We start from the raw sequence: 18,902 nt of genomic DNA, 5'->3' as shown, positions 1-18,902 counted from the left end.
GTCGCAACTTGGAAGCTTTGTTGACTTGTGCCTTTACAAACGTGCTGTTGTCCCCTTTATGTTTCCATTCAAGGTTAGTTGTTGGCGATAAGACTGTGTTCTTCACACTTGATAATTTTTCTTATTGTTTTCTCAAAACAAAATCATAATGACCCACGTCGCTTGGGTGTCCACCCCAAACGCCTTACGGGCGCACAGAATCTACCATCGCCACTATCGCCTGATCATCATCCAATTCTCTTATAACTGCCGGAACCTCCGCAAGACCAGCCCAGCCGGCATCTGCCTTTCGTCTGTGTCCTGCAATCACTTCATAACCTTCTCCGTCAGGATTCGGTCTTACAAGCAAAGGTACAATCACACCCTCATCTTCAATACTTTTCATAAGGCACACAGCTCTATGTCCTGCTGCACATGAAAAGGATGGTTCTTAAAGTCCTTTAACTCGCTTATTCTGATACTCTTTATCTCTTCCATTACAACCTCCGTTCTTCCGGTAGAATAACTTCTACTCAGTTACGTCAATGTTATCTGCAAACAGAAAAAGACCGCTCATCTCCAATTACTTGAAAATGAACGGTCTTTCACGCTTCGTATTCTATTGAATAACTTCAAAATATTAATTGTACTTTTATGTGTTTCCACACCCCACATCCAATACGACTGAGACATTCACACCGTCTGAAATTGCTTTTTTGTAGGTTTTTCTATCACTCTGTGAGAACATCATATGTCGCTCAAAGTGCCGGAAGTCGAGAAGTTTTACAAACTTCCCGACTCGCGGGCAGTCGTCGAATTCCGCATAAACACTGGCTTTACAGCCAGTTATTTCTTCGGAACTCTCCTCGTTGCCTTCGCGCAAATCAAGGATTCTTACATATCGACCCGATGTAGTGCAACCACGCACTCCACATGGCACGTCATCGGGAATTGGTCAACCCCTCGGACTTTCTTTACTTCATACCCCAGCTCCCCAAGCACCTTCACATCTCGTGCCAGCGTTGCGGAATCGCAGGATACATACACGATGCGGTCCGGCTGCATGCTGGCCATGGTGTGGAGGAGGTTTTCTTCGCAGCCTTTTCTCGGCGGATCGACGACGATGACGTCCGCGTGGGCGTGTTCGCCCGGGTGGTCTTTGGCGTACTGTTCGTAGTAGGCCGGAAGAATCTCTTCCGATTTTCCAACGAAAAATTCAGCGTTTTCGATCTCGTTAATTTTCGCATTGTTCTTCGCATCCGCGATTGCCTCCGGGACGATTTCGACACCGTAGACTTTTTTGGCTTTCTGCGCGAGGAACAGGGAAATCGTTCCGATGCCGCAGTAGAGATCCCAGACCGTCTCATTTCCGGTGAGGTCTGCGTATTCCAGGGCAAGACCGTACAGTTTTTCCGTCTGCGCCGGGTTGACCTGGTAGAAGGACAGCGGGGAGATCCGATATTTTACGGTTCCAATATAGTCGGTGATATACCCCTGTCCCCACAGGCAGCGGATTTCTTTTCCCATGATCACATTGGTCCGCTCACGGTTTACGCTTAGGGTAATGCTTGTCATGCCTTCGAGTTCTGTCAGCGATTTGATGAGTTTCTCCTCGGCCGGCAGTTTCTTTCCGTTCACAACGAGACAGACCATAATCTCTTTCGTCATAAATCCAAACCGGATCAGCACATGGCGCACCAGGCCTTTGCCGGTCTCCTCGTTGTATGCCGGAACGCCGTTCTCCTCCATCCAGGCAAGAATGCGGTTCAGAATCTCCTCGTTCTGCTCCACGCCGAGATAACAGTTCCGGTTTTCCATGATCTGATGCGTTCTTCCCGCATAAAATCCCGTAATCAGCTTTCCATTTCTATCCTGCCCGATCGGAAACTGGGCTTTGTTTCGATAGCGGAACGGATTTTCCATCCCCACGATCGGCTCCATCGGGATCTCCGCCATGCCGCCGATGCGCTGGAGATTTCCGGCGATTTTCTTCTCCTTAAAGCGAAGCTGCTCCGCATAGTCGAGCATCTGCAACTGGCATCCGCCGCACGGACGTGCAACCGGGCAGACCGGCTCGACGCGGTGCGCGGACGGCTCGATCAGGCGCATCAGGCGCGCGTAGCCGTAATTTTTCTTTGCTTTGATCACTTTTACCTCGGCAAGATCGCCGATGACGGTGTCCTTGACAAAGAGGGTATAGCCCTCGCATTTGCCTATACCCTCTCCGTCGTGTCCCATATCTTCAATTTTCACCGTCAGTACATCATTTTTCTGATAGTTCATGAAAAGTCTCCTGTTCTGCGGATGTTGGACTCAAAAAACCGGTTGTAGCCAAGCCACTCATTGCCGGCCGGCGCTGCGTCAAACAGCTCGGTCAGGGTTTCCATTTTGGCATCGGCATTGTCCGCCAGGTTCAGCGCTACCGCCTCTACCATTGCCGGTTTTTTCGGGGAACCGTATTCCAGCTCGCCGTGGTGCGCCAGAATGCAGTGCTTTAACTGATTCTCGAGTTCCTGTGGGAAACCGTCGATCTTCTGCGCCGCATCGTGTACCATCTCCGCACCGATCATGATGTGGCCGAGCAGCTGTCCGTCATTGGTGTAATCGTTCTGCGGGAATAAGGAGAGTTCTTTCGTCTTTCCGATATCGTGCAGAATTGCTGCCGTAATCAGCAGATCGCGGTTCAGAATCGGATACGATTTTACCATAAAATCGCAGAAACGGGTGACACTTAACGTATGCTCTAAAAGGCCGCCGACGAATCCGTGATGCACGCTTTTTGCTGCAGAGCTCATGCGGAACCGTTTTGCGGTCTCCTGATCCTGGATAAAATAATACGTCAGCAGTTCGGAGAGATACTGATTTTTCACCGTTCCGATCCAGGAGAGCAGCTCCTGATACATCGTATTGATGTCGTAACGGCTCGTCGGCAGATAGTCCGCCGGATTATATTCGCCCTCTTCCGCTTTTCTTGCATTTTTAATGGAAACCTGAAGTGCTCCATTGAAACTGGAAACATCTCCCATAATATCTACATAATCCAGTGCTTCAAATTCACGGATTCCCATAGAATTCGGATCCCAGATTTTCGCATCGATCGTACCGGTTTTATCCTGTAAGATCACGTTTTCGTACTGTTTTCCGTTTTTGGTAACAGCCGACTGTTTATGTTTGCAGAGATAAATTCCGGAAATGCGGTTTCCTTCCCGGAGTTCGTTGATATACTTCATAAAAATAAATCCTCTTTTTCTAAAATAAATGCGGACACAGTGTTCCGTTTTTGTTTCTATGATGCCGTTTTTATGATGCAAAGCCTGTGCTCCTGCATGCCTTACCAATTCTACCAGATTTTCCTGCAGAATGCACGTATTTTTTCATCCGCCAGTGGAAAACCATTCGAAAAGAAAAGCTTCCGGAAGCCCCACCGGCTAAAACCGGCTTTTTCTGCTCCCGAAAGCCTCTGTTTTTTATACTTCCCCCATCGTCACATCAAACGTCATCTCCGCATACCCTTCAGCGCCTTTCCGCATCGCCGTCACGGTAACCACGTCTCCTGTGCTGTATTTGCCAAGCTGTTCATGGTACTGTTTGATCGTCTCAACCTTGTGCTCCCCGACCTTTACAATCACATCGTACTCTTTCATGCCCGCCATCATCGCCGGAGAATCGTCTGCGACGCGGCTGATGAGAACGCCTTTTGGAATGCCGGTTTTATCGGAAAGTTCTTCTGTGACATCCTGTCCGCGGATGCCGATATACGCGCGGCTCACGTTGTTGGAAAGGTTTTCGATCAGCTTTTTGATCTGGGAAATCGCAATGCCCGTCACCACGTTGTTTCCCTTGGCACTGTAACTCTGCGCAATAATGCCGACGATTTCGCCGTCAAGATTTACCAGAATGCCGCTGCCGTCCGTGCTGCCGAGGATGTCGGTGGTCAGCAGATTGTACTCATTGTCCAGCGCGGAAATCTTGTTCGTAACCGAAGTCACCACACCATACGCAATCGAATTGCTGTAGCCGACCGGGCTTCCGACAGCCACGACCGGGTCACCCTGGCTGACGAGATACGAACTGCCGAGCGGCGCAACCGCAAGACCGTCCCGTGTTTCCTCATCCAGCTTCGATTCATCCACCTTCACAATCGTAAGGCCGGTGCTCGGATCGTGGCGCTGGTATGTGGCATCCACCATCGTCTCGTCCCAGAAGGTGACCTGAATCCGCTCCACATTTTCCACGATGCGGTATTCCGTCAGAATAAAGAGATCCTGCCCGTTGTCCGCAACAATCAGACCGGAAATCTGCTGCTGGTTTTCATAGTTCTGGTTAAAATAGTCCATCTGATTGGTAATGCCGATGACGGTAACCAGCGCTCGTTTTGGTTTTTCCGTTACTTCCAGCATATCCTGGTAGAGCGCTTCATAATTTTTCAGGCTGCTGTTCTTTTCCTCCGCATCCGTTTCCCCATCGACACTGGAAACCTCGCTGCCCTCCTCCGGCTCTTCGGAAGTGCTGCTTTCCGTTCCCTCTGCCGCTCCATTCTCCTCTGTGCTTTCGGAAACCGTACTTTCGGATACACTGCTTTCTGAAGTACTGCTATCCACTGTAGAACTGCTGATTTCCGAACCGGAGCCGCTGCTGTCTACCGACGCACTCGCCGAAGATGCGGTAATTGTCTCATCCGGCTCCTGTCCGCTGTTTGGATCCTCATCTCCCGGGATATCCACTTTCGCCGGCAGCTCTTCCCTGGTAACTGCTTCTGCAATCTTTGGCTCTGTCACCGCAAATACCGCGGCCGCAACCAGACCGCCAAGCGCCGCAAGTGCCAGCCATCCGGCAATCAGAAGAACAATCTTTTTCCAGTCGGGCGGCTGCTTTTTGATGCTCTCTTTCATGAATTTGTAAGGTTTTGGGTCATTTTCCATACATTTCTTTCTCCATACATCTGTATTCCATACCGAACTGCTCTGCGCATATGCGCTTCCGCAATCTTCACATATATAAAAAACTTTACCAGATAGATATGAACATTTTATGAAGACTGTTACATTTTTTTCTCATTTGCGCAACATCCTGCATTTTCTCGTTCTTGGGGTTTCTTTCTTTTCTTTTTTAAGGTATAATTGGGGGAGTGGAAAAACCTGTGACCCACATTCCACTTCCGGTCTGTACTTCCCGTGCAGATATATAATCAGATCGCTACTGTTCACTCAGCAGTGAAACACTTGCTGTTTCGCTGCGTAAGAAAGTGATTCAGGTGTGAGCAGCCCTCCTTTTGCGAAGCAAAACTTTAAATGAGGGCTGCGAATGTTACAGTTCGCAGGGTACCTGTGAACTGTAACATCAGATCCGTGCGGTATTGCATCAAAAATACCGCGTTATCTGTAGACAATGACTGAATTATGAATTACGAAAAGGTAAGTATTATGAATCAGAAAGCATTAAAAACGCTCGAATACGACAAAATTATCGAACAACTGGCTTCGTATGCCAGTTCTCCGCTGGGCCGGAAGAAATGTCTGGAACTCGTTCCTTCCTCTTCCCTTTCCCAGATTACACGGATGCAGCACGAAACACACGACGCGCTCACCCGGCTCTTTAAAAAAGGCCACATTTCCTTTGGTGATGCCAAAGATATCCGCGGCGCATTAAAGCGTCTCGAAATCGGCAGCTCCATGAACATCACGGAGCTTCTGCAGACCGCCGCACTTCTGGAAAACACGGCACGCGTCAAAGCGTACGGCCGCCGCGAAAATGCGGACCAGACGCCGGACAGCCTCGAAGATCTCTTCGAAACACTGGAGCCTCTGACGCTGCTTTCCACGGAAATCCGCCGCTGTATTCTCTCCGAGGATGAAATCAGCGATGATGCAAGCCCGAATCTACGCCGCATCCGTCGTTCCATCAAATCGTGTGAGGAAAAAATCCACAGCCAGTTAATCTCGCTCGTCAACGGTTCCTACCGCACGTATCTGCAGGATGCCGTCATCACGATGCGCGACGGCCGCTACTGTATCCCGATCAAATCCGAGTACAAAGGCCAGGTTCCTGGCATGGTACATGACCAGTCCTCGACCGGTTCCACCTTCTTTGTCGAGCCGATGGCCGTTGTCAAACTGAACAACGATATCCGTGAGCTGGAAATTGAAGAAGCAAAAGAAATCGAGGTCATCCTCTCTACGTTGAGTGCCCAGGCAGACCTGCACCGCGATGAGATCCGTTACGACCTCGAAAACATGGTAGAGCTTGACTTCATCTTCGCGCGCGCCGCTCTTGCAATGGAGCAGAACGCCAATGAGCCGATCTTCAACACCGAAGGTAAAATCCACCTGCGCAAGGCACGCCACCCGCTGATCAATGCGAAAAAAGTCGTTCCGATTGATCTGTCGCTCGGCGAAGATTTCGACCTTCTGATCGTCACAGGACCGAATACCGGCGGTAAAACGGTTTCCTTAAAGACGGTCGGACTCTTAACACTGATGGGCCAGTCCGGACTTCACATTCCGGCACTCGACCGCTCCTCCCTTTCCGTTTTCGACGAGGTTTACGCCGATATCGGTGATGAGCAGAGCATCGAGCAGTCGTTGAGTACCTTCTCCTCCCACATGACGAATGTGGTTTCCTTCCTCGACAAGGCAGACCGCAATTCCCTCGTCCTGTTCGATGAGCTCGGCGCCGGTACCGACCCGACAGAGGGCGCGGCGCTTGCCATCGCGATCCTCTCTACGCTCCACGAGCGCGGCATCCGCACCATGGCAACGACACACTACAGTGAACTGAAAATCTATGCCTTATCCACACCGGGCGTGGAGAATGCCTGCTGTGAATTCGATGTCGAGACTTTAAGCCCGACATACCGCCTGCTCGTCGGCGTTCCTGGAAAGAGTAATGCGTTTGCGATTTCCAGCAAACTCGGCCTGCCGGACTACATCATCAACAAGGCAAAAGACGAAATCAGCGAGCAGGATGAATCGTTTGAAGACGTTCTGACCACTCTCGAGCAGAACCGGATCACGCTGGAACGCGAAAAAGAAGAGCTTGCCCGCACCCGCGCGGAAGTCGAATCCCTGAAGCAGAGCCTTGCCAAGAATCAGGAACAGATCGACGCAAGAAAAGAAAAGATGATCTCCAATGCAACCGAGGAGGCACAGAGAATTCTCCGCGAGGCGAAGGAATACGCCGACCAGACGATGCGCGATTTCCAGAAATTTGGAAAAGAGAATGTTTCCGTCCGCGAAATGGAGCAGAAACGTACCGCTCTGCGTGAAAAAATGAACAAGCTCGATAAGAAAAAGGCGAAGGAAGTGCCGAAGCGCACCGGAAATCTCCGCCCGCAGGATCTTCATCTCGGCGATGCCGTCAAAGTCTTAAGCATGAATCTCAAAGGTACTGTCAGCACCCGCCCGGATTCGAAGGGAAATCTCTTCGTCCAGATGGGTATCATGCGGACCAAAGTGCATATCTCCGACCTTGTGCTGATCGACGAGGCTGTCATCACCGGCCCGTCCATCTCCCGCACAAGCAGCGGAAAATCGAAGCTTTCCAAGGCTGCCACGATTTCTACCGAGATCAATCTGCTCGGAAAAACGGTGGATGAAGCGGTTGCCGAACTCGACAAATATCTCGATGACGCTTATCTCTCCCATCTGCCGAGTGTCCGCGTTGTCCACGGAAAAGGAACGGGCGCACTGCGGAAAGGCATTCACAATTATCTGCGCCGCCAGAAACACGTAGCGGACTTCCATTTAGCGGAATTTGGCGAGGGCGATGCCGGCGTTACGATTGTTACGTTTAAGAAATAAAAACTCAGGAAAATATGGGACGGAACGCATACTGTATGCGGTTCCGTCCTGTCCCCAGTGAAGGAGAATCTTTTATGGCTTCCAAACAGAAAATTCTGATCGTCGATGACGATAACAATATCGCAGAACTGATTTCTCTCTATCTGACCAAGGAATGCTATGACACAAAAATTGTAAACGATGGAGAAGAGGCTGTCCGGGAGTTTCACTCCTTCCAGCCGAACCTGATTCTGCTCGACCTGATGCTGCCCGGCATGGACGGCTACCAGGTCTGCCGCGAAATCCGGCACGATTCCGATGTTCCGATCATCATGCTCTCGGCAAAGGGCGAGGTGTTCGACAAAGTCCTCGGCCTGGAACTCGGCGCGGATGACTACATCATCAAACCATTTGATTCCAAGGAACTCGTTGCCCGTGTGAAAGCAGTGCTGCGGAGATTTCAGCCATCACGCACGATCCCGGTGTCCGCGACCGCAGGAAAATGTGTCGAGTACCCGGATCTTATCATCAACCAGACGAACTATTCCGTCATTTACCAGGGCCGCACCGTCGATATGCCGCCGAAGGAACTGGAGCTTCTCTACTTCCTTGCTTCCTCACCAAACCAGGTCTTTACGCGAGAACAGCTCCTCGACCATATCTGGGGCTATGAGTACATCGGCGATACCCGCACGGTAGACGTTCATATCAAACGTCTCCGCGAAAAAATCAAGGACCATGCCTCCTGGGCCATCACGACGGTCTGGGGCATCGGTTACAAGTTTGAGGTTAAAAAATAATGCGACGCACGCTTTACCGGAAATTAATTCTCATTTATGTCATTCTCGCCATTGCCGGCTTTACGCTGATCTCAACGGTCGGCTCCCGCATGGTGGAGGACAGTCTGGTCTCCAGCGCGAGCACCAGTCTGTACCGGGAGGCCACGCAGATCGCTTCCAAACAGGGCGACCTTTATTACCACAGTGAGCGTTCCCTGACGGATCTTTACAATTCGCTCAGTGCACTGGCTTCCTATCACAATTCCCAGATCTGGCTCATCAGCGCAGACGGGGAAATTCTGCTGAACACGGCAGCTGCACTCGATGAGGAAAACCCGGAGATCATCGACGGTTTTGATCCGGTTGCGCTCGGCAGCGAGTATTACAGCACGGGAACGTTTTTCGGCTATTTCGAAGACAAAATGCTGAGCGTCATGGTTCCCGTCACCTCCGATTTCCGGATCAATGGCTATGTCGCCATCCACCTTCCGCTGCAGGACGTCTATCAGCAGAGGGAAAGTCTGCTGGCACGGATTGATTTTCTGTTCCTGCTCGTGTTCGGACTCTCGTTTGTGATTCTGATCTTTTTCTCCCTCGTCGTGTACCGGCCGCTGAAAAAGATCATCAACGGTGCAAAGGAGTATGCCTCCGGCAACCTGACCCACAAAATTGATGTTAAATCTCACGATGAGATGGGGTATCTCGCTTCCACGCTGAACTACATGTCCGGCGAGCTGAACAAGACCGGCGAATACCAGCGGAAATTTGTGGCGAACGTCTCTCACGACTTCCGCTCACCGCTGACCTCGATCAAAGGCTATGTGGAGGCAATCCTCGACGGAACGATTCCGCCGGAAATGCAGGAAAAATATCTGAAAATCGTTCTGTTTGAGACAGAACGGCTGCACAAGCTGACGCAGAGCCTGCTGACGCTGAACGACATCGACGATAAAGGGAATATGCTCGATCTGACCTCGTTTGACATCAACGCCGTCATCAAGGATACCGCCGCTTCGTTTGAGGGAACCTGCACAAAAAAACGGATTTCCATTTCACTGATCCTCGCATCGCGCACCTTATACGTCTGCGCCGATATGGGAAAAATCCAGCAGGTGCTGTACAATCTCATTGATAATGCAATCAAATTCAGCAACAACGATTCCACCATCACAGTTGAGACAACGGAGAAGCACGGTAAAGTCTTCGTCTCCGTCAAGGACACCGGCTGCGGCATTCCAAAGGCAAGCATCACGAAAATCTGGGAGCGCTTCTACAAGCTCGACGCCTCCCGCGGCAAGGACCGCAAAGGAACGGGACTTGGGCTTTCAATCGTCAAAGAGATCATCACTGCGCATAACCAGAATATCAATGTCATCAGTACAGAGGGCGTTGGTACCGAATTTATCTTTACACTCGCCAAAGGCGAAGCACCAAAATAAGCCCCTCCGCCGAGGGGCTTTTTTGCCAGACATATCAAACTAACTCTGGAGGTAATTTTCACTATGAACCCAAACACCATTGATTCCATCATCAAACAGCTCATTGCATCCCACACCACCATTTCCACCATGGAAAGCTGCACTTCCGGCCTGATCGCCTCCCTGATCACCGACACCGAAGGCGCCTCCGCCATTTTCCCCGGCGGCTACGTCACGTATCTGAACGAAACCAAAGTCCTCGTCGGCGTCGACCCTTCCGTCATCGAAATCCACGGCGTCTACTCCCCCGAATGCGCCGAAGCCATGGCCCGCACAGTACAAGAAAACCTGCACACCGCCATCGCCATCGGAATCACCGGCACAACCGGAAATCTCGACCCCAACAACGCTGACAGCGTACAGGGCGTCGTCTACTTCTGTATTTTATACAAAGCCCAAGCCCACACCTTCACCTTCCAGACCAACGTCTCCGGCATGACCCGCCACGAAATCAAACAGCTTTACGCAGAGCAGGTCTTTGCCGAATTGGAAATGATCTTAACTTCTTCCTTATAAAAAGAATGCAGCTCCGTCTACGATCACCAGAGTCCCGTCCGTCTACCTCCACTCATGCGTCCGCAAATGCCCCGCGAGCTGCATATGGTCAAAGTTATTCTGCCGCAGTGCTCGTACAGTACGATCGCCACGGAATTTGAAAGGTTCAGCGACCGAATATCATTAATCATCGGAATCCGCACCGCCGTCTCCTGATTATCGTACAGAATATCCTCCGGAATCCCCGCGCTTTCCTTTCCGAACATGATAAAGCAGTCCTCTTCATACTGCACATCCACATACGTCTGCGGCCCCTTCGTCGTCGCATAGTAAATCTTCGCCCCCGGATTTTTCTCCAGAAAATCCTCGTAACTCTCATACACTGTCACATCCAGCTTCGACCAGTAATCCAGCCCCGCGCGCCTGACCGCCTTGTCCGAAATATCAAACCCCAGCGGCTTAATCAGATGCAGCCTCGTCCCCGTCGCCACACACGTCCGTCCGATATTACCTGTATTTGCTGGAATCTCCGGCTCATGAAGAACAATATTCAAATGTGCCATTTTACCAATCACTCCTGTCGTATATTTAAGCCTTATCTGCCAACCCGGTACATCTCATCCATCTGCGGCTTATCCAGATACCTGACCTCTTCCCCGTTCCGGAGAATCCTCTCCTTCCCGGATGTCGTCCGCCCAATCACCGCCGATGGAATCCCTTCGAGTGCCATTTTCTGCACCAGCCCCTCGCCGTCCGCCGCCGCAATCAGCAGCGCCCCCGTCGAAAGCATCTGATACGGATTCACCCCGAAAAATTCACAGATCTCCACCGTCTCCTGCTGGATCGGAATCCTCTTCAGCGCCACATCAAGCCCGATACCCGCGCCGTCCGCCATCTCCCAGAGCGCCCCGAAAATCCCGCCCTCCGAGAGATCCTGCATCGCAGCCGCACCGTGCTCGATCGCAATCTCCGCCTCACGGCAGACAGAGTAATCCTCCGAAAAATCCGCCGCCCCATGGATAAATCCCGGAGAAAATCTCTTCAGAAGCTCATCCCTTCTTGTCTTTGCCAGATAAGACACCGCGCCAAGCGCAATCCCCTTCGTCACGACAAGATCCAAATCCGCTGTCACACACGACGGATCAAACAGCCCCGCACGCGTTGTCCCGCCTGCCGCCGTCACGGTAAGCACCGGATACAAAACCCCGTCCGTCACCTCCGTATGCCCGCCGATCACCGCAGTTCCATACCGCACACACGCACCGTCAACCGCCCGCATCAGCTCCTTTAAATCCTTTTCTTCCATCGCCTCCGGCAGCATCAGCGACACCAGCACTCCTTTTGCCGATGCCCCCGCCGCGGCCACACTGTTGCACACCCTGCAGACCGCGAGCACCGCGTCCTCCGGATCCTTCACCAGCACCGGCGCACACGAAAACACCTGCGTCTCCTTTTCTCCTGCAAATGCCGATACCCCGCGTCCGACCGCCGGTCCTGCTGCGTCCTCTCTTTTCTGCCCCAGCATCTTAAACACCGAGCGCACCAGCACGCTCTGCTGTAATTTACCCTTTCGCATCCCTTGTCCTCCTCGAACTTCCTGTTTCAAACGAAAAAGCAGACGTCATGTTCTTACGCAACGAAACAGCAAGTGTTTCACTGCTAAGTGAACAGTAACCAGAAAACGCCTAGTCCTCATCGTCCTCCGTTTTCTCTGTATCGCTGCTGTCTTCCTTCTTCTCCGAAGAACTCGATGACGAACTGCTCTGGCTGTATTTCGCTGCAACTTCCTTTGCTTTTGCAAGATCATTTGCCGCAATCGCCGCCTGCATTTCCGCACGCGCCGCTGCATTGTCCGTCTTTGTTCCCACGGTATAGACATCCGATGTCATGCGGTAAGTGCTGGAATTCACCTGCTCCTTCGTCTCATTTCCATTGTCATTCACAATCTTCCACAGCCGCGCCGTCGAACCCTGATAGCCGTACGATGTCTGTTCAATTGTTCCAAACGATGCATTCGCATCTTCCGTCAGGCTCGGCGTCGGATCCTCCGTGTTTGTCGTCTCACTCTCATAGCGGACCGTGCGGTTCGGATCTCTCGTCTCATGGCCGTAGATGGCAAAATGCAGGGTGCTTCCGTCCGCGCTCGCCTCAATATAAATCGGCGCATCCGTATTGTTGATGAATTTCAGGTCTTTCAATCCCTCTGCAATCGCCGCATCCATCGACGGATCCACATAGTGGACAATCATGGAATGGCTGTACCGCTCCGTCACCTCAAGCTCTGCTTTTAAGACAGCAACATAGAGCGTTGTGGAAACCTGGCAGATACCGCCGCCGTACGAATCGACGACCTTGCCCATCTCATACGATGCTGCCAGTGCATAACCATTTTCCGCATCAAACGGCACAACGACCGCCTCTACGGAAAATTCCTCGCCCGGCTGTACCAGCGTTCCGTTAATCTTCTCTGCGCCGACTGCGACATTCTGTTTTCTGCCGCTCGTACCGTTGCCATACTCCGTCGTACCCTCGCCGAGCAGATCTTTGACAAGTGCAAGCTGCTCCGGATTACCGCCTGCCGGTGTTTGTTCTGTTACCAGTTCTACGCCGCCGATGCCGCCCCGCCAGCTTGTCGTCAGGTAATTGACAACCTTCGCCGTGGACTCATCCACGTTGACGCTGCATCCGGTCTGGCCCGGATTGACGATAAATTCGCCGTTTTCGCGGGTCAGCGTTGCATCTGTTGCCTCGCGGTTCAGCACGGCCGTGTTGTTTTCTACCTCCTGGCGCGCTGCCTCGCCATCGACTGTATATTTCAGGGAAAACGTCACCGTCTCTCCATTTTTGAGCCGGTTCTGTGTCAGGAACCGCTTCAGTACATTGCCTTCCTGCCCGATTGTGACGGCTTCTCTTTCCACCTCCGGGTTGGCACAGGAAAGTCCGAGATCCCCTGCTGTCACCTGTGCATTCTGCTCTCCGGCAGACAGGTTGATAACCGAGGGTTTTAACTGTTCAATTTTGTCGTTTACTGCCTGTGTGATCTGCTCTTCGGTCATACCGCCGACGGAAATGTCTTCTACATAGATTCCGTCCAGCGCTGTCCGGCCATCCGCTTTGACTGATTCTGCCAGAAAGCAGAATGCGAATGCGATAAGCATCACCAGCAGGCCTCTCATTTTTCTGCTGTTTTTCATACTGTGCCTCTTCTTGATCCGTTTCCCATTTCACTCTGTCTTTTACAGAATCTCTTTACACCAGCCATAAAAGTGCTGGAAGAACCATACCAAGCACCATAACCACTGCAAGAATCAATGCCAGTATCTTTGCTGCATTTCTCTTCTTTGCCAGCGGATCTTTCTTCTTTTTCTGTGCCTCTGTCGGGGCTTTTCGATTGACTTTATTACTCATCGTTCCATCCTTTCTTTTTCTCTTCTATTTTTTCTCAGTTCTCTGTCGTTTTTCCATTCTTCCATGTGCCAGAATAATCTGATCGATCATGCGGGATGCACGGCTTTTTGTGAGTGCTCCCCACTCCGGTTCGAGATCCAGCTCATGGTACCGGATCAGATCCGCCAGATATTTTTTCTGTGCCTCCGTCGCCGGAACCTCACGTTTCATTTTGGCCTTCAGAGGCGCTGCGGCAAACCATTCCGGGTGATCTTCCGAAAATCCTTCTTCCAGTTTTCGGAACAGTGCCAGCGTTTCCAGCACATCGTCCATTGCACGGTGTGCGTGTTCCCGCGGGATCTGATAGTAGCCGCAGAGTGCTTCAAGGCTTCTGCTCTCCAGATCCGGGAGGGCTTTCCGTGCAATTTTCAACGTATCCCACGCTTCTTTTTCAAAGTCCAGACGGGCATTTATCGCTGCCTGCTTGATGAAGCTGTAATCGAACAGAATATTGTGCCCCAGAAGCGGCAGGCCGCCGCAGAAATCCAGAAAGCCGCGGACAGCAGTCTCCACATCGGGCGCATTCGCAATCATCTCATCCCGGATTCCGGTGAGTTCCGTGATCCGCTCCGGCACTTTTCTGCCCGGATTGACGAAAGTCTCATACGATGCCGTGACCTCTCCGCCCTGCACTTTTACTGCACCGATCTCCAGAATCTGGTCTTCCTTTACAGAAAGACCCGTTGTCTCAAGATCGAGCACTACAAAATCTTGTATTTTCATCTTTTATTACCTTTTCTAGTATCTCATGTTCTTTTGAAATGTCAAGCGTAAAAAAGCTCACTGCAGTCGATCATCTCCGCATTTCCCGTCAGCGGATCGCGCTTCTGATAATCAAACAGGAGTACCATACGCGCCTTTTCCCCGTTTCCGAGCACATCGTAATCAAAAACTTCCACATGCGTCATGCGCTGCAGCTGCTTCCAATCGTATGTCGTATACGATGGCAGAAGCGTTCTCGTTTCGGCTTCCTTCTGGTAAAAATCACGCGATTCGTTTTTCCATTCCGACGGATCCTTTGCAAAATGCGGCCGCGTCTTCATATTTTCCCGCGCATACAGATCGAGTACCATCATCTGGCGGAAGAATGCTTCGTCCTGCTGTTTTTCGTCCCGTAAAAACTCGAGCAGAATTTCATACCGCTGGATCCGGTTATGCGCCGCCTCACTGTAGTCCTTCGCCCGATAGAAATCACCGAGTTCCTGGAAGAAGTCGAACGGGTTCTCATACAACCGCTCGATCATCGGAAGCGTGTGGACAAACTGACCGCTGTTGTAATAGACTTCTACCATCTCTTCCACGTCTTTCAGTTTCAGCACATCATCATACGGCAGCCATTTTGTATAAAGCACCTCATACGGCTCCCGTTCCTGATAATGGCAGTCATATTCTTTCGTATGCTCATACATAAAGGAGCCTCGAAGCACTTTTAAAAATCCGAGCTGCAGCTGCTGCGGCCGGAGCGCATAGACATCCGCAAAAGAACGGCGGAAACTTGCATAGTCCTCGTAGGGAAGTCCCGCAATCAGGTCCAGATGCTGGTGGATGTTTCTTCCTTTCGCAATCCGATTGACAATCTCTGTCACTTTTCCAAAATCCATCTTCCGGTGAATTGCTTCGATCGTCTGCGGATTCGTAGACTGCACGCCGATCTCGAGCTGTACGAGTCCCGGCCGCAGCGTATTCAAAAGTTCCAGCTCTTCTTCCGTAATCAGATCGGCAGCAATTTCAAAATGGAAATTTGTCACACCATTATCATGTTCTGCGATGAATTTCCAGATCGCCATTGCGTGATCTTTTTTGCAGTTGAAGGTACGATCTACAAATTTAACCTGCGGTACCTTCTGCTCCAAAAAGAAGGCAAGCTCCTTTTTTACGAGATCGAGATTTCGGAACCGGAGCCTTTTATCAATGGAAGAAAGGCAGTAGCTGCACGAGAACGGACAGCCACGGCTCGACTCATAATAAATGATGCGGTTCTCAAATTTTTTCAGGTTTGCATAGGGAAAATCCACCTCGGACAGATCCATAACCGGACGCCACGGGTTGCTTTTGACTGCACCGTCTGCATCACGGTATGTAATGCCATGGATCTCCTCCAGCGTTTTCCCCTCCATCCCATTCCCCTGGTTCTGATAATAAACTGCTATTTCCCGGAAAGTCACTTCTCCCTCGCCTTTCATAATTCCGGCAAGGAACGGATACTGCTCCAGCATCTCCTCTGCATGGTACGAAACCTCCGGCCCGCCAAGCCAGATCTTTGTTTTCGGACTGATTTTATGATATTCTGTAATCAGATCCTCTACGATTGATATATTCCAGATGTAGCAGGAAACGCAGACAACGTCTGCACGCGCCAGAAACAGGCTTCGCAGCATGGAATCCTTTGACTGATTGATCGTAAATTCGCGGATCTCCGGGAACACGCCGGCTTTCTCCGCGCTCGCCTGCAGTGTATAAACTGCGAGATTGGAATGAATATATTTTGCGTTGACCGCAGTCAGAATAATTTTCATAATCTTTCTAATACTTCTCCTTGGTTCCTCTTTGCATATCTTTTATACTACCACATTCTCGAACGAAAATACACCGCCATTCCTCCAAAAGCACAATTTTTTCGCGATTTTCGATAAAACAGTTGCAATTTTCGCGAATCCATGTTATATTAACAGAGGTTTCCAACAGGAAATCAAAATGCCCAGATAGCTCAGTTGGTAGAGCAGAGGACTGAAAATCCTCGTGTCGCTGGTTCGATTCCGGCTCTGGGCATTTTTTGCTACACAAAAGCAGGATTCACATTTTTTGCCACAGCAAAATCCGGCAGAATCTCCTGTCTCCTATCGCAAAAAAACTCTGCACCGCATCCCCGGAAATTCCCGGATGGATACGGTACAGAGTTTTTTTCGTCGCATAACTGCCCAAGAAAACATTTCGTTTTTACAGATTTTTGATTACCTCCCATGCTTCATCATCAAATTTTCTATCTCTGAAATAGTACTGTTTATCTTCTTCGGTAATCTTCCGAATGACTTTACACGGATTTCCTGCTGCAATCGACCAGTCCGGAATGTCCTTTGTTACAACACTTCCGCCGCCGATAACAACGTTATCTCCGATATGTACGCCTGGTAAAATAACTGTATTTCCGCCAATCCAGACATTATCTCCGATGGTAACTTCAATGCCGTATTCATACGCACTGTTTCTTGCCGCCGGATGCACCGGATGACCTGCAGTATAGATGGCAACGTTCGGCGCCATCTGGCAGTTGTCTCCGATTTTTACCTTTGCCACATCGAGAATGGTGCAGTTATAATTTGCAAAGAAATTTTTTCCAACCTCAATATGAGAGCCATAGTCACAGTAAAATGGCGGATTGACAAATGCACCCTCGGATTTTCCAAACAGTTCTTTTACAATGGCTGCGATTCCGCCAAAATCCGAACGGTCGATGGTGTTCAGTTTCTGCGTCAGTCTTCTCGCATTCATCTGCTGCTCCATGACCTCTGCATCGGAAATGTACGGTAACTGTCTGTCTCTTCTCTCTACGTTTTTCATTGTTCTGTATCCTCCCTGGTAATATTATTCACCCACTGATATTTTTTATAGTGTCTGTAAACGGCAGGAAGCTTAATCATTTCATCCAGATTCAGCAGGAAATAAACGACCATGACCGTTGTTCCGATCGTAATCGCCGCATAAAAGAGATTCAGGACAAAAGAAATCTGTGTGGCAAGCGAAACTGCAGACAGGGAATTCTGGTCCAGCGTACCGACCATTAACGCATCGGACGCACTTACCAGTGCATTCATCAGATTCTGTACAACCATCGGGATCAGCAGTGCAAGAAGTTTCCGGTAGAATTCTGGATCTTTTTTCTTGATTTCCCTCTGATTTTTCATTTCTTTTTCCTTTTTTCTGTTTTATTCCATACACGTATATGTTATAATCATATTATCTTAGGTTTTGCGTTTTTTCTACGACAATATTCCTTATTTTTTATAATAATTGTACTTTTTCACGGAGGTTTTTATGATAAATGACCCAATTACAAAAGTCATGCAGGACGCATCCGAGATCGTCCGCTACGATGAAGTCGGCATTCCGCTTTATATCCGGGAAGGACTGCTTTCTTCCTATCCAGATCACCGGGCGCTCTGCCACTGGCATGAGGATATCGAATGGGTACAGATCCGCTCCGGTCAGATGAACTACTATATCAATGGAAAAAGAGTCCTTTTAAACGCCGGGGAGGCGATTATCGTCAATTCCCGCCAGATGCACTACGGATATTCTGAAAACGGCCAGGAATGTGACTTTATCTGTATCCTGTGCCATCCGAAAATCCTCACCGCGAACAGCGTTCTGTACCAGTCTTATATTACGCCGGTTCTTTCGAATCCGGCTCTGGAATATCTTCATCTGAAGCCGGAAAATCCGGAAGATACTGAAGCGCTGCAGACCCTCCCGGAAATTCTCCGGCTGAAGAAGGAACAGCCGACCGCCTACGAAATCGAGGCTGCTGCTCTGCTTTCCCTTTTGTGGTGCCGTCTTTTGCGCACGCATCCGATGATGCCGGACGGCAACACCGCCGTCTCACAGGATCCAGATCTTCTGATCCAGCGCGATATGGTTTCCTATATTTACAGCCACTACAGTGAATCCATCAATCTGGAAGAGATCGCCGCCGCCGGAAAAGTCTGCCGCAATAAATGCTGTCAGATTTTCCGCCGCTATCTTTGCCAGAGCCCAATTGATTTTCTGAATCATTACCGTCTGGAAGTAAGCTGTCATCTGCTAAACACAACCAAAATGTCCATCGCGGAAATCTGTACCGCATGCGGTTTCAATCATCAGAGTTATTATTCCAAAATTTTTCTGCGTACTTACCATTGTACGCCGAGAGATTTCCGGAAACGCGCAGAAGGCCTGCCAACATAACCTGA

Annotated in this window: 16 protein-coding genes, 1 tRNA gene and 1 pseudogene; 6 read left to right on the top strand and 12 right to left on the bottom strand. The window is 50.3% G+C overall.

Going from position 1 to position 18,902, the window contains the following annotated elements; translation table 11 throughout:
• Positions 1-184 precede the first annotated feature (184 nt).
• The 4 genes from DWZ60_RS02240 to DWZ60_RS02220 form a co-directional block, all read right to left on the bottom strand.
• On the bottom strand, positions 185-385 hold the full coding sequence (locus tag DWZ60_RS02240; RefSeq protein ID WP_243038176.1) for a ParB N-terminal domain-containing protein: 201 nt from the start codon (positions 383-385) through the stop codon (positions 185-187).
• Between the two features lie 488 nt (positions 386-873).
• On the bottom strand, positions 874-2,262 hold the full coding sequence (gene rlmD, locus DWZ60_RS02230; RefSeq protein ID WP_117813813.1) for a 23S rRNA (uracil(1939)-C(5))-methyltransferase RlmD: 1,389 nt from the start codon (positions 2,260-2,262) through the stop codon (positions 874-876).
• Positions 2,259-3,209 (bottom strand): 3'-5' exoribonuclease YhaM family protein, encoded by a 951-nt coding sequence (locus tag DWZ60_RS02225; protein ID WP_055228015.1) that lies wholly within the window; start codon positions 3,207-3,209, stop codon positions 2,259-2,261. Before DWZ60_RS02225 ends, rlmD begins: the two co-directional genes overlap by 4 nt.
• A 237-nt stretch (positions 3,210-3,446) precedes the next feature.
• Entirely contained in the window at positions 3,447-4,901 is a 1,455-nt protein-coding gene (locus DWZ60_RS02220) for a S1C family serine protease (protein WP_117760729.1), read from the bottom strand.
• 501 nt (positions 4,902-5,402) lie between these two features.
• Here DWZ60_RS02220 and DWZ60_RS02215 point away from each other — a divergent pair.
• From DWZ60_RS02215 to DWZ60_RS02200, 4 genes are all read left to right on the top strand, one after another.
• The gene (locus DWZ60_RS02215) at positions 5,403-7,778 is read left to right on the top strand and encodes an endonuclease MutS2 (RefSeq protein ID WP_055220632.1); all 2,376 of its coding nucleotides are present in this window, start codon (positions 5,403-5,405) and stop codon (positions 7,776-7,778) included.
• A gap of 74 nt (positions 7,779-7,852) precedes the next feature.
• Positions 7,853-8,557, top strand: coding sequence for a response regulator transcription factor (locus DWZ60_RS02210; RefSeq protein ID WP_022461607.1), 705 nt, complete (start codon positions 7,853-7,855; stop codon positions 8,555-8,557).
• Positions 8,557-9,975 (top strand): sensor histidine kinase, encoded by a 1,419-nt coding sequence (locus DWZ60_RS02205; protein WP_022461606.1) that lies wholly within the window; start codon positions 8,557-8,559, stop codon positions 9,973-9,975. The genes DWZ60_RS02210 and DWZ60_RS02205 overlap by 1 nt, the downstream gene beginning before the upstream one ends.
• Before the next feature lie 63 nt (positions 9,976-10,038).
• Positions 10,039-10,530, top strand: coding sequence for a CinA family protein (locus tag DWZ60_RS02200; protein ID WP_022461605.1), 492 nt, complete (start codon positions 10,039-10,041; stop codon positions 10,528-10,530).
• A gap of 42 nt (positions 10,531-10,572) precedes the next feature.
• Here the strand turns inward: DWZ60_RS02200 and trmL are convergent.
• The 6 genes and pseudogenes from trmL to DWZ60_RS02175 form a co-directional block, all read right to left on the bottom strand.
• Positions 10,573-11,072: pseudogene (trmL, locus tag DWZ60_RS02195) on the bottom strand (tRNA (uridine(34)/cytosine(34)/5-carboxymethylaminomethyluridine(34)-2'-O)-methyltransferase TrmL).
• 32 nt (positions 11,073-11,104) lie between these two features.
• A complete protein-coding gene (locus DWZ60_RS02190) occupies positions 11,105-12,085 on the bottom strand; it encodes an AIR synthase-related protein (protein WP_119221191.1) in 981 nt (326 codons plus the stop codon).
• 109 nt (positions 12,086-12,194) lie between these two features.
• Entirely contained in the window at positions 12,195-13,703 is a 1,509-nt protein-coding gene (locus tag DWZ60_RS02185) for a VanW family protein (protein WP_119221190.1), read from the bottom strand.
• A gap of 55 nt (positions 13,704-13,758) precedes the next feature.
• Positions 13,759-13,917, bottom strand: a complete 159-nt coding sequence (locus tag DWZ60_RS17185; RefSeq protein WP_022462412.1) for a hypothetical protein — start codon at positions 13,915-13,917, stop codon at positions 13,759-13,761.
• A gap of 24 nt (positions 13,918-13,941) precedes the next feature.
• Entirely contained in the window at positions 13,942-14,679 is a 738-nt protein-coding gene (locus DWZ60_RS02180) for a 3'-5' exonuclease (RefSeq protein WP_055220616.1), read from the bottom strand.
• Between the two features lie 41 nt (positions 14,680-14,720).
• A complete protein-coding gene (locus DWZ60_RS02175; protein ID WP_119221189.1) occupies positions 14,721-16,472 on the bottom strand; it encodes a B12-binding domain-containing radical SAM protein in 1,752 nt (583 codons plus the stop codon).
• Between the two features lie 180 nt (positions 16,473-16,652).
• On the opposite strand from DWZ60_RS02175, the gene DWZ60_RS02170 reads away from it, so the two are divergent.
• Positions 16,653-16,725: transfer RNA gene (locus tag DWZ60_RS02170), tRNA-Phe, on the top strand.
• A 168-nt stretch (positions 16,726-16,893) separates the two neighbouring features.
• Here the strand turns inward: DWZ60_RS02170 and DWZ60_RS02165 are convergent.
• The gene (locus tag DWZ60_RS02165) at positions 16,894-17,514 is read right to left on the bottom strand and encodes a sugar O-acetyltransferase (RefSeq protein ID WP_118697657.1); all 621 of its coding nucleotides are present in this window, start codon (positions 17,512-17,514) and stop codon (positions 16,894-16,896) included.
• On the bottom strand, positions 17,511-17,858 hold the full coding sequence (locus DWZ60_RS02160) for an MATE family efflux transporter (protein WP_022462408.1): 348 nt from the start codon (positions 17,856-17,858) through the stop codon (positions 17,511-17,513). The genes DWZ60_RS02165 and DWZ60_RS02160 overlap by 4 nt, the downstream gene beginning before the upstream one ends.
• A gap of 130 nt (positions 17,859-17,988) precedes the next feature.
• On the opposite strand from DWZ60_RS02160, the gene DWZ60_RS02155 reads away from it, so the two are divergent.
• Entirely contained in the window at positions 17,989-18,897 is a 909-nt protein-coding gene (locus DWZ60_RS02155) for an AraC family transcriptional regulator (protein ID WP_022462407.1), read from the top strand.
• Positions 18,898-18,902 lie beyond the last annotated feature (5 nt).

The organism is Blautia sp. AF34-10 (assembly GCF_003477865.1).
In the GTDB taxonomy this organism is placed as follows: Bacteria; Bacillota; Clostridia; order Lachnospirales; family Lachnospiraceae; genus Fusicatenibacter; species Fusicatenibacter saccharivorans.
Note: the sequence above shows the minus strand (reverse complement) of the source record. Positions and strands in the feature narration are given on the sequence as shown.

What these genes read in the sequence shown, in the direction of transcription:
- DWZ60_RS02240 (WP_243038176.1), bottom strand. Translation starts at nt 385, where the DNA reads ATGAAAAGTATTGAAGATGAGGGTGTGATTGTACCTTTGCTTGTAAGA.
- rlmD (WP_117813813.1), bottom strand. Translation starts at nt 2,262, where the DNA reads ATGAACTATCAGAAAAATGATGTACTGACGGTGAAAATTGAAGATATG.
- DWZ60_RS02225 (WP_055228015.1), bottom strand. Translation starts at nt 3,209, where the DNA reads ATGAAGTATATCAACGAACTCCGGGAAGGAAACCGCATTTCCGGAATT.
- DWZ60_RS02220 (WP_117760729.1), bottom strand. Translation starts at nt 4,901, where the DNA reads ATGGAAAATGACCCAAAACCTTACAAATTCATGAAAGAGAGCATCAAA.
- DWZ60_RS02215 (WP_055220632.1), top strand. Translation starts at nt 5,403, where the DNA reads ATGAATCAGAAAGCATTAAAAACGCTCGAATACGACAAAATTATCGAA.
- DWZ60_RS02210 (WP_022461607.1), top strand. Translation starts at nt 7,853, where the DNA reads ATGGCTTCCAAACAGAAAATTCTGATCGTCGATGACGATAACAATATC.
- DWZ60_RS02205 (WP_022461606.1), top strand. Translation starts at nt 8,557, where the DNA reads ATGCGACGCACGCTTTACCGGAAATTAATTCTCATTTATGTCATTCTC.
- DWZ60_RS02200 (WP_022461605.1), top strand. Translation starts at nt 10,039, where the DNA reads ATGAACCCAAACACCATTGATTCCATCATCAAACAGCTCATTGCATCC.
- DWZ60_RS02190 (WP_119221191.1), bottom strand. Translation starts at nt 12,085, where the DNA reads ATGCGAAAGGGTAAATTACAGCAGAGCGTGCTGGTGCGCTCGGTGTTT.
- DWZ60_RS02185 (WP_119221190.1), bottom strand. Translation starts at nt 13,703, where the DNA reads ATGAAAAACAGCAGAAAAATGAGAGGCCTGCTGGTGATGCTTATCGCA.
- DWZ60_RS17185 (WP_022462412.1), bottom strand. Translation starts at nt 13,917, where the DNA reads ATGAGTAATAAAGTCAATCGAAAAGCCCCGACAGAGGCACAGAAAAAG.
- DWZ60_RS02180 (WP_055220616.1), bottom strand. Translation starts at nt 14,679, where the DNA reads ATGAAAATACAAGATTTTGTAGTGCTCGATCTTGAGACAACGGGTCTT.
- DWZ60_RS02175 (WP_119221189.1), bottom strand. Translation starts at nt 16,472, where the DNA reads ATGAAAATTATTCTGACTGCGGTCAACGCAAAATATATTCATTCCAAT.
- DWZ60_RS02165 (WP_118697657.1), bottom strand. Translation starts at nt 17,514, where the DNA reads ATGAAAAACGTAGAGAGAAGAGACAGACAGTTACCGTACATTTCCGAT.
- DWZ60_RS02160 (WP_022462408.1), bottom strand. Translation starts at nt 17,858, where the DNA reads ATGAAAAATCAGAGGGAAATCAAGAAAAAAGATCCAGAATTCTACCGG.
- DWZ60_RS02155 (WP_022462407.1), top strand. Translation starts at nt 17,989, where the DNA reads ATGATAAATGACCCAATTACAAAAGTCATGCAGGACGCATCCGAGATC.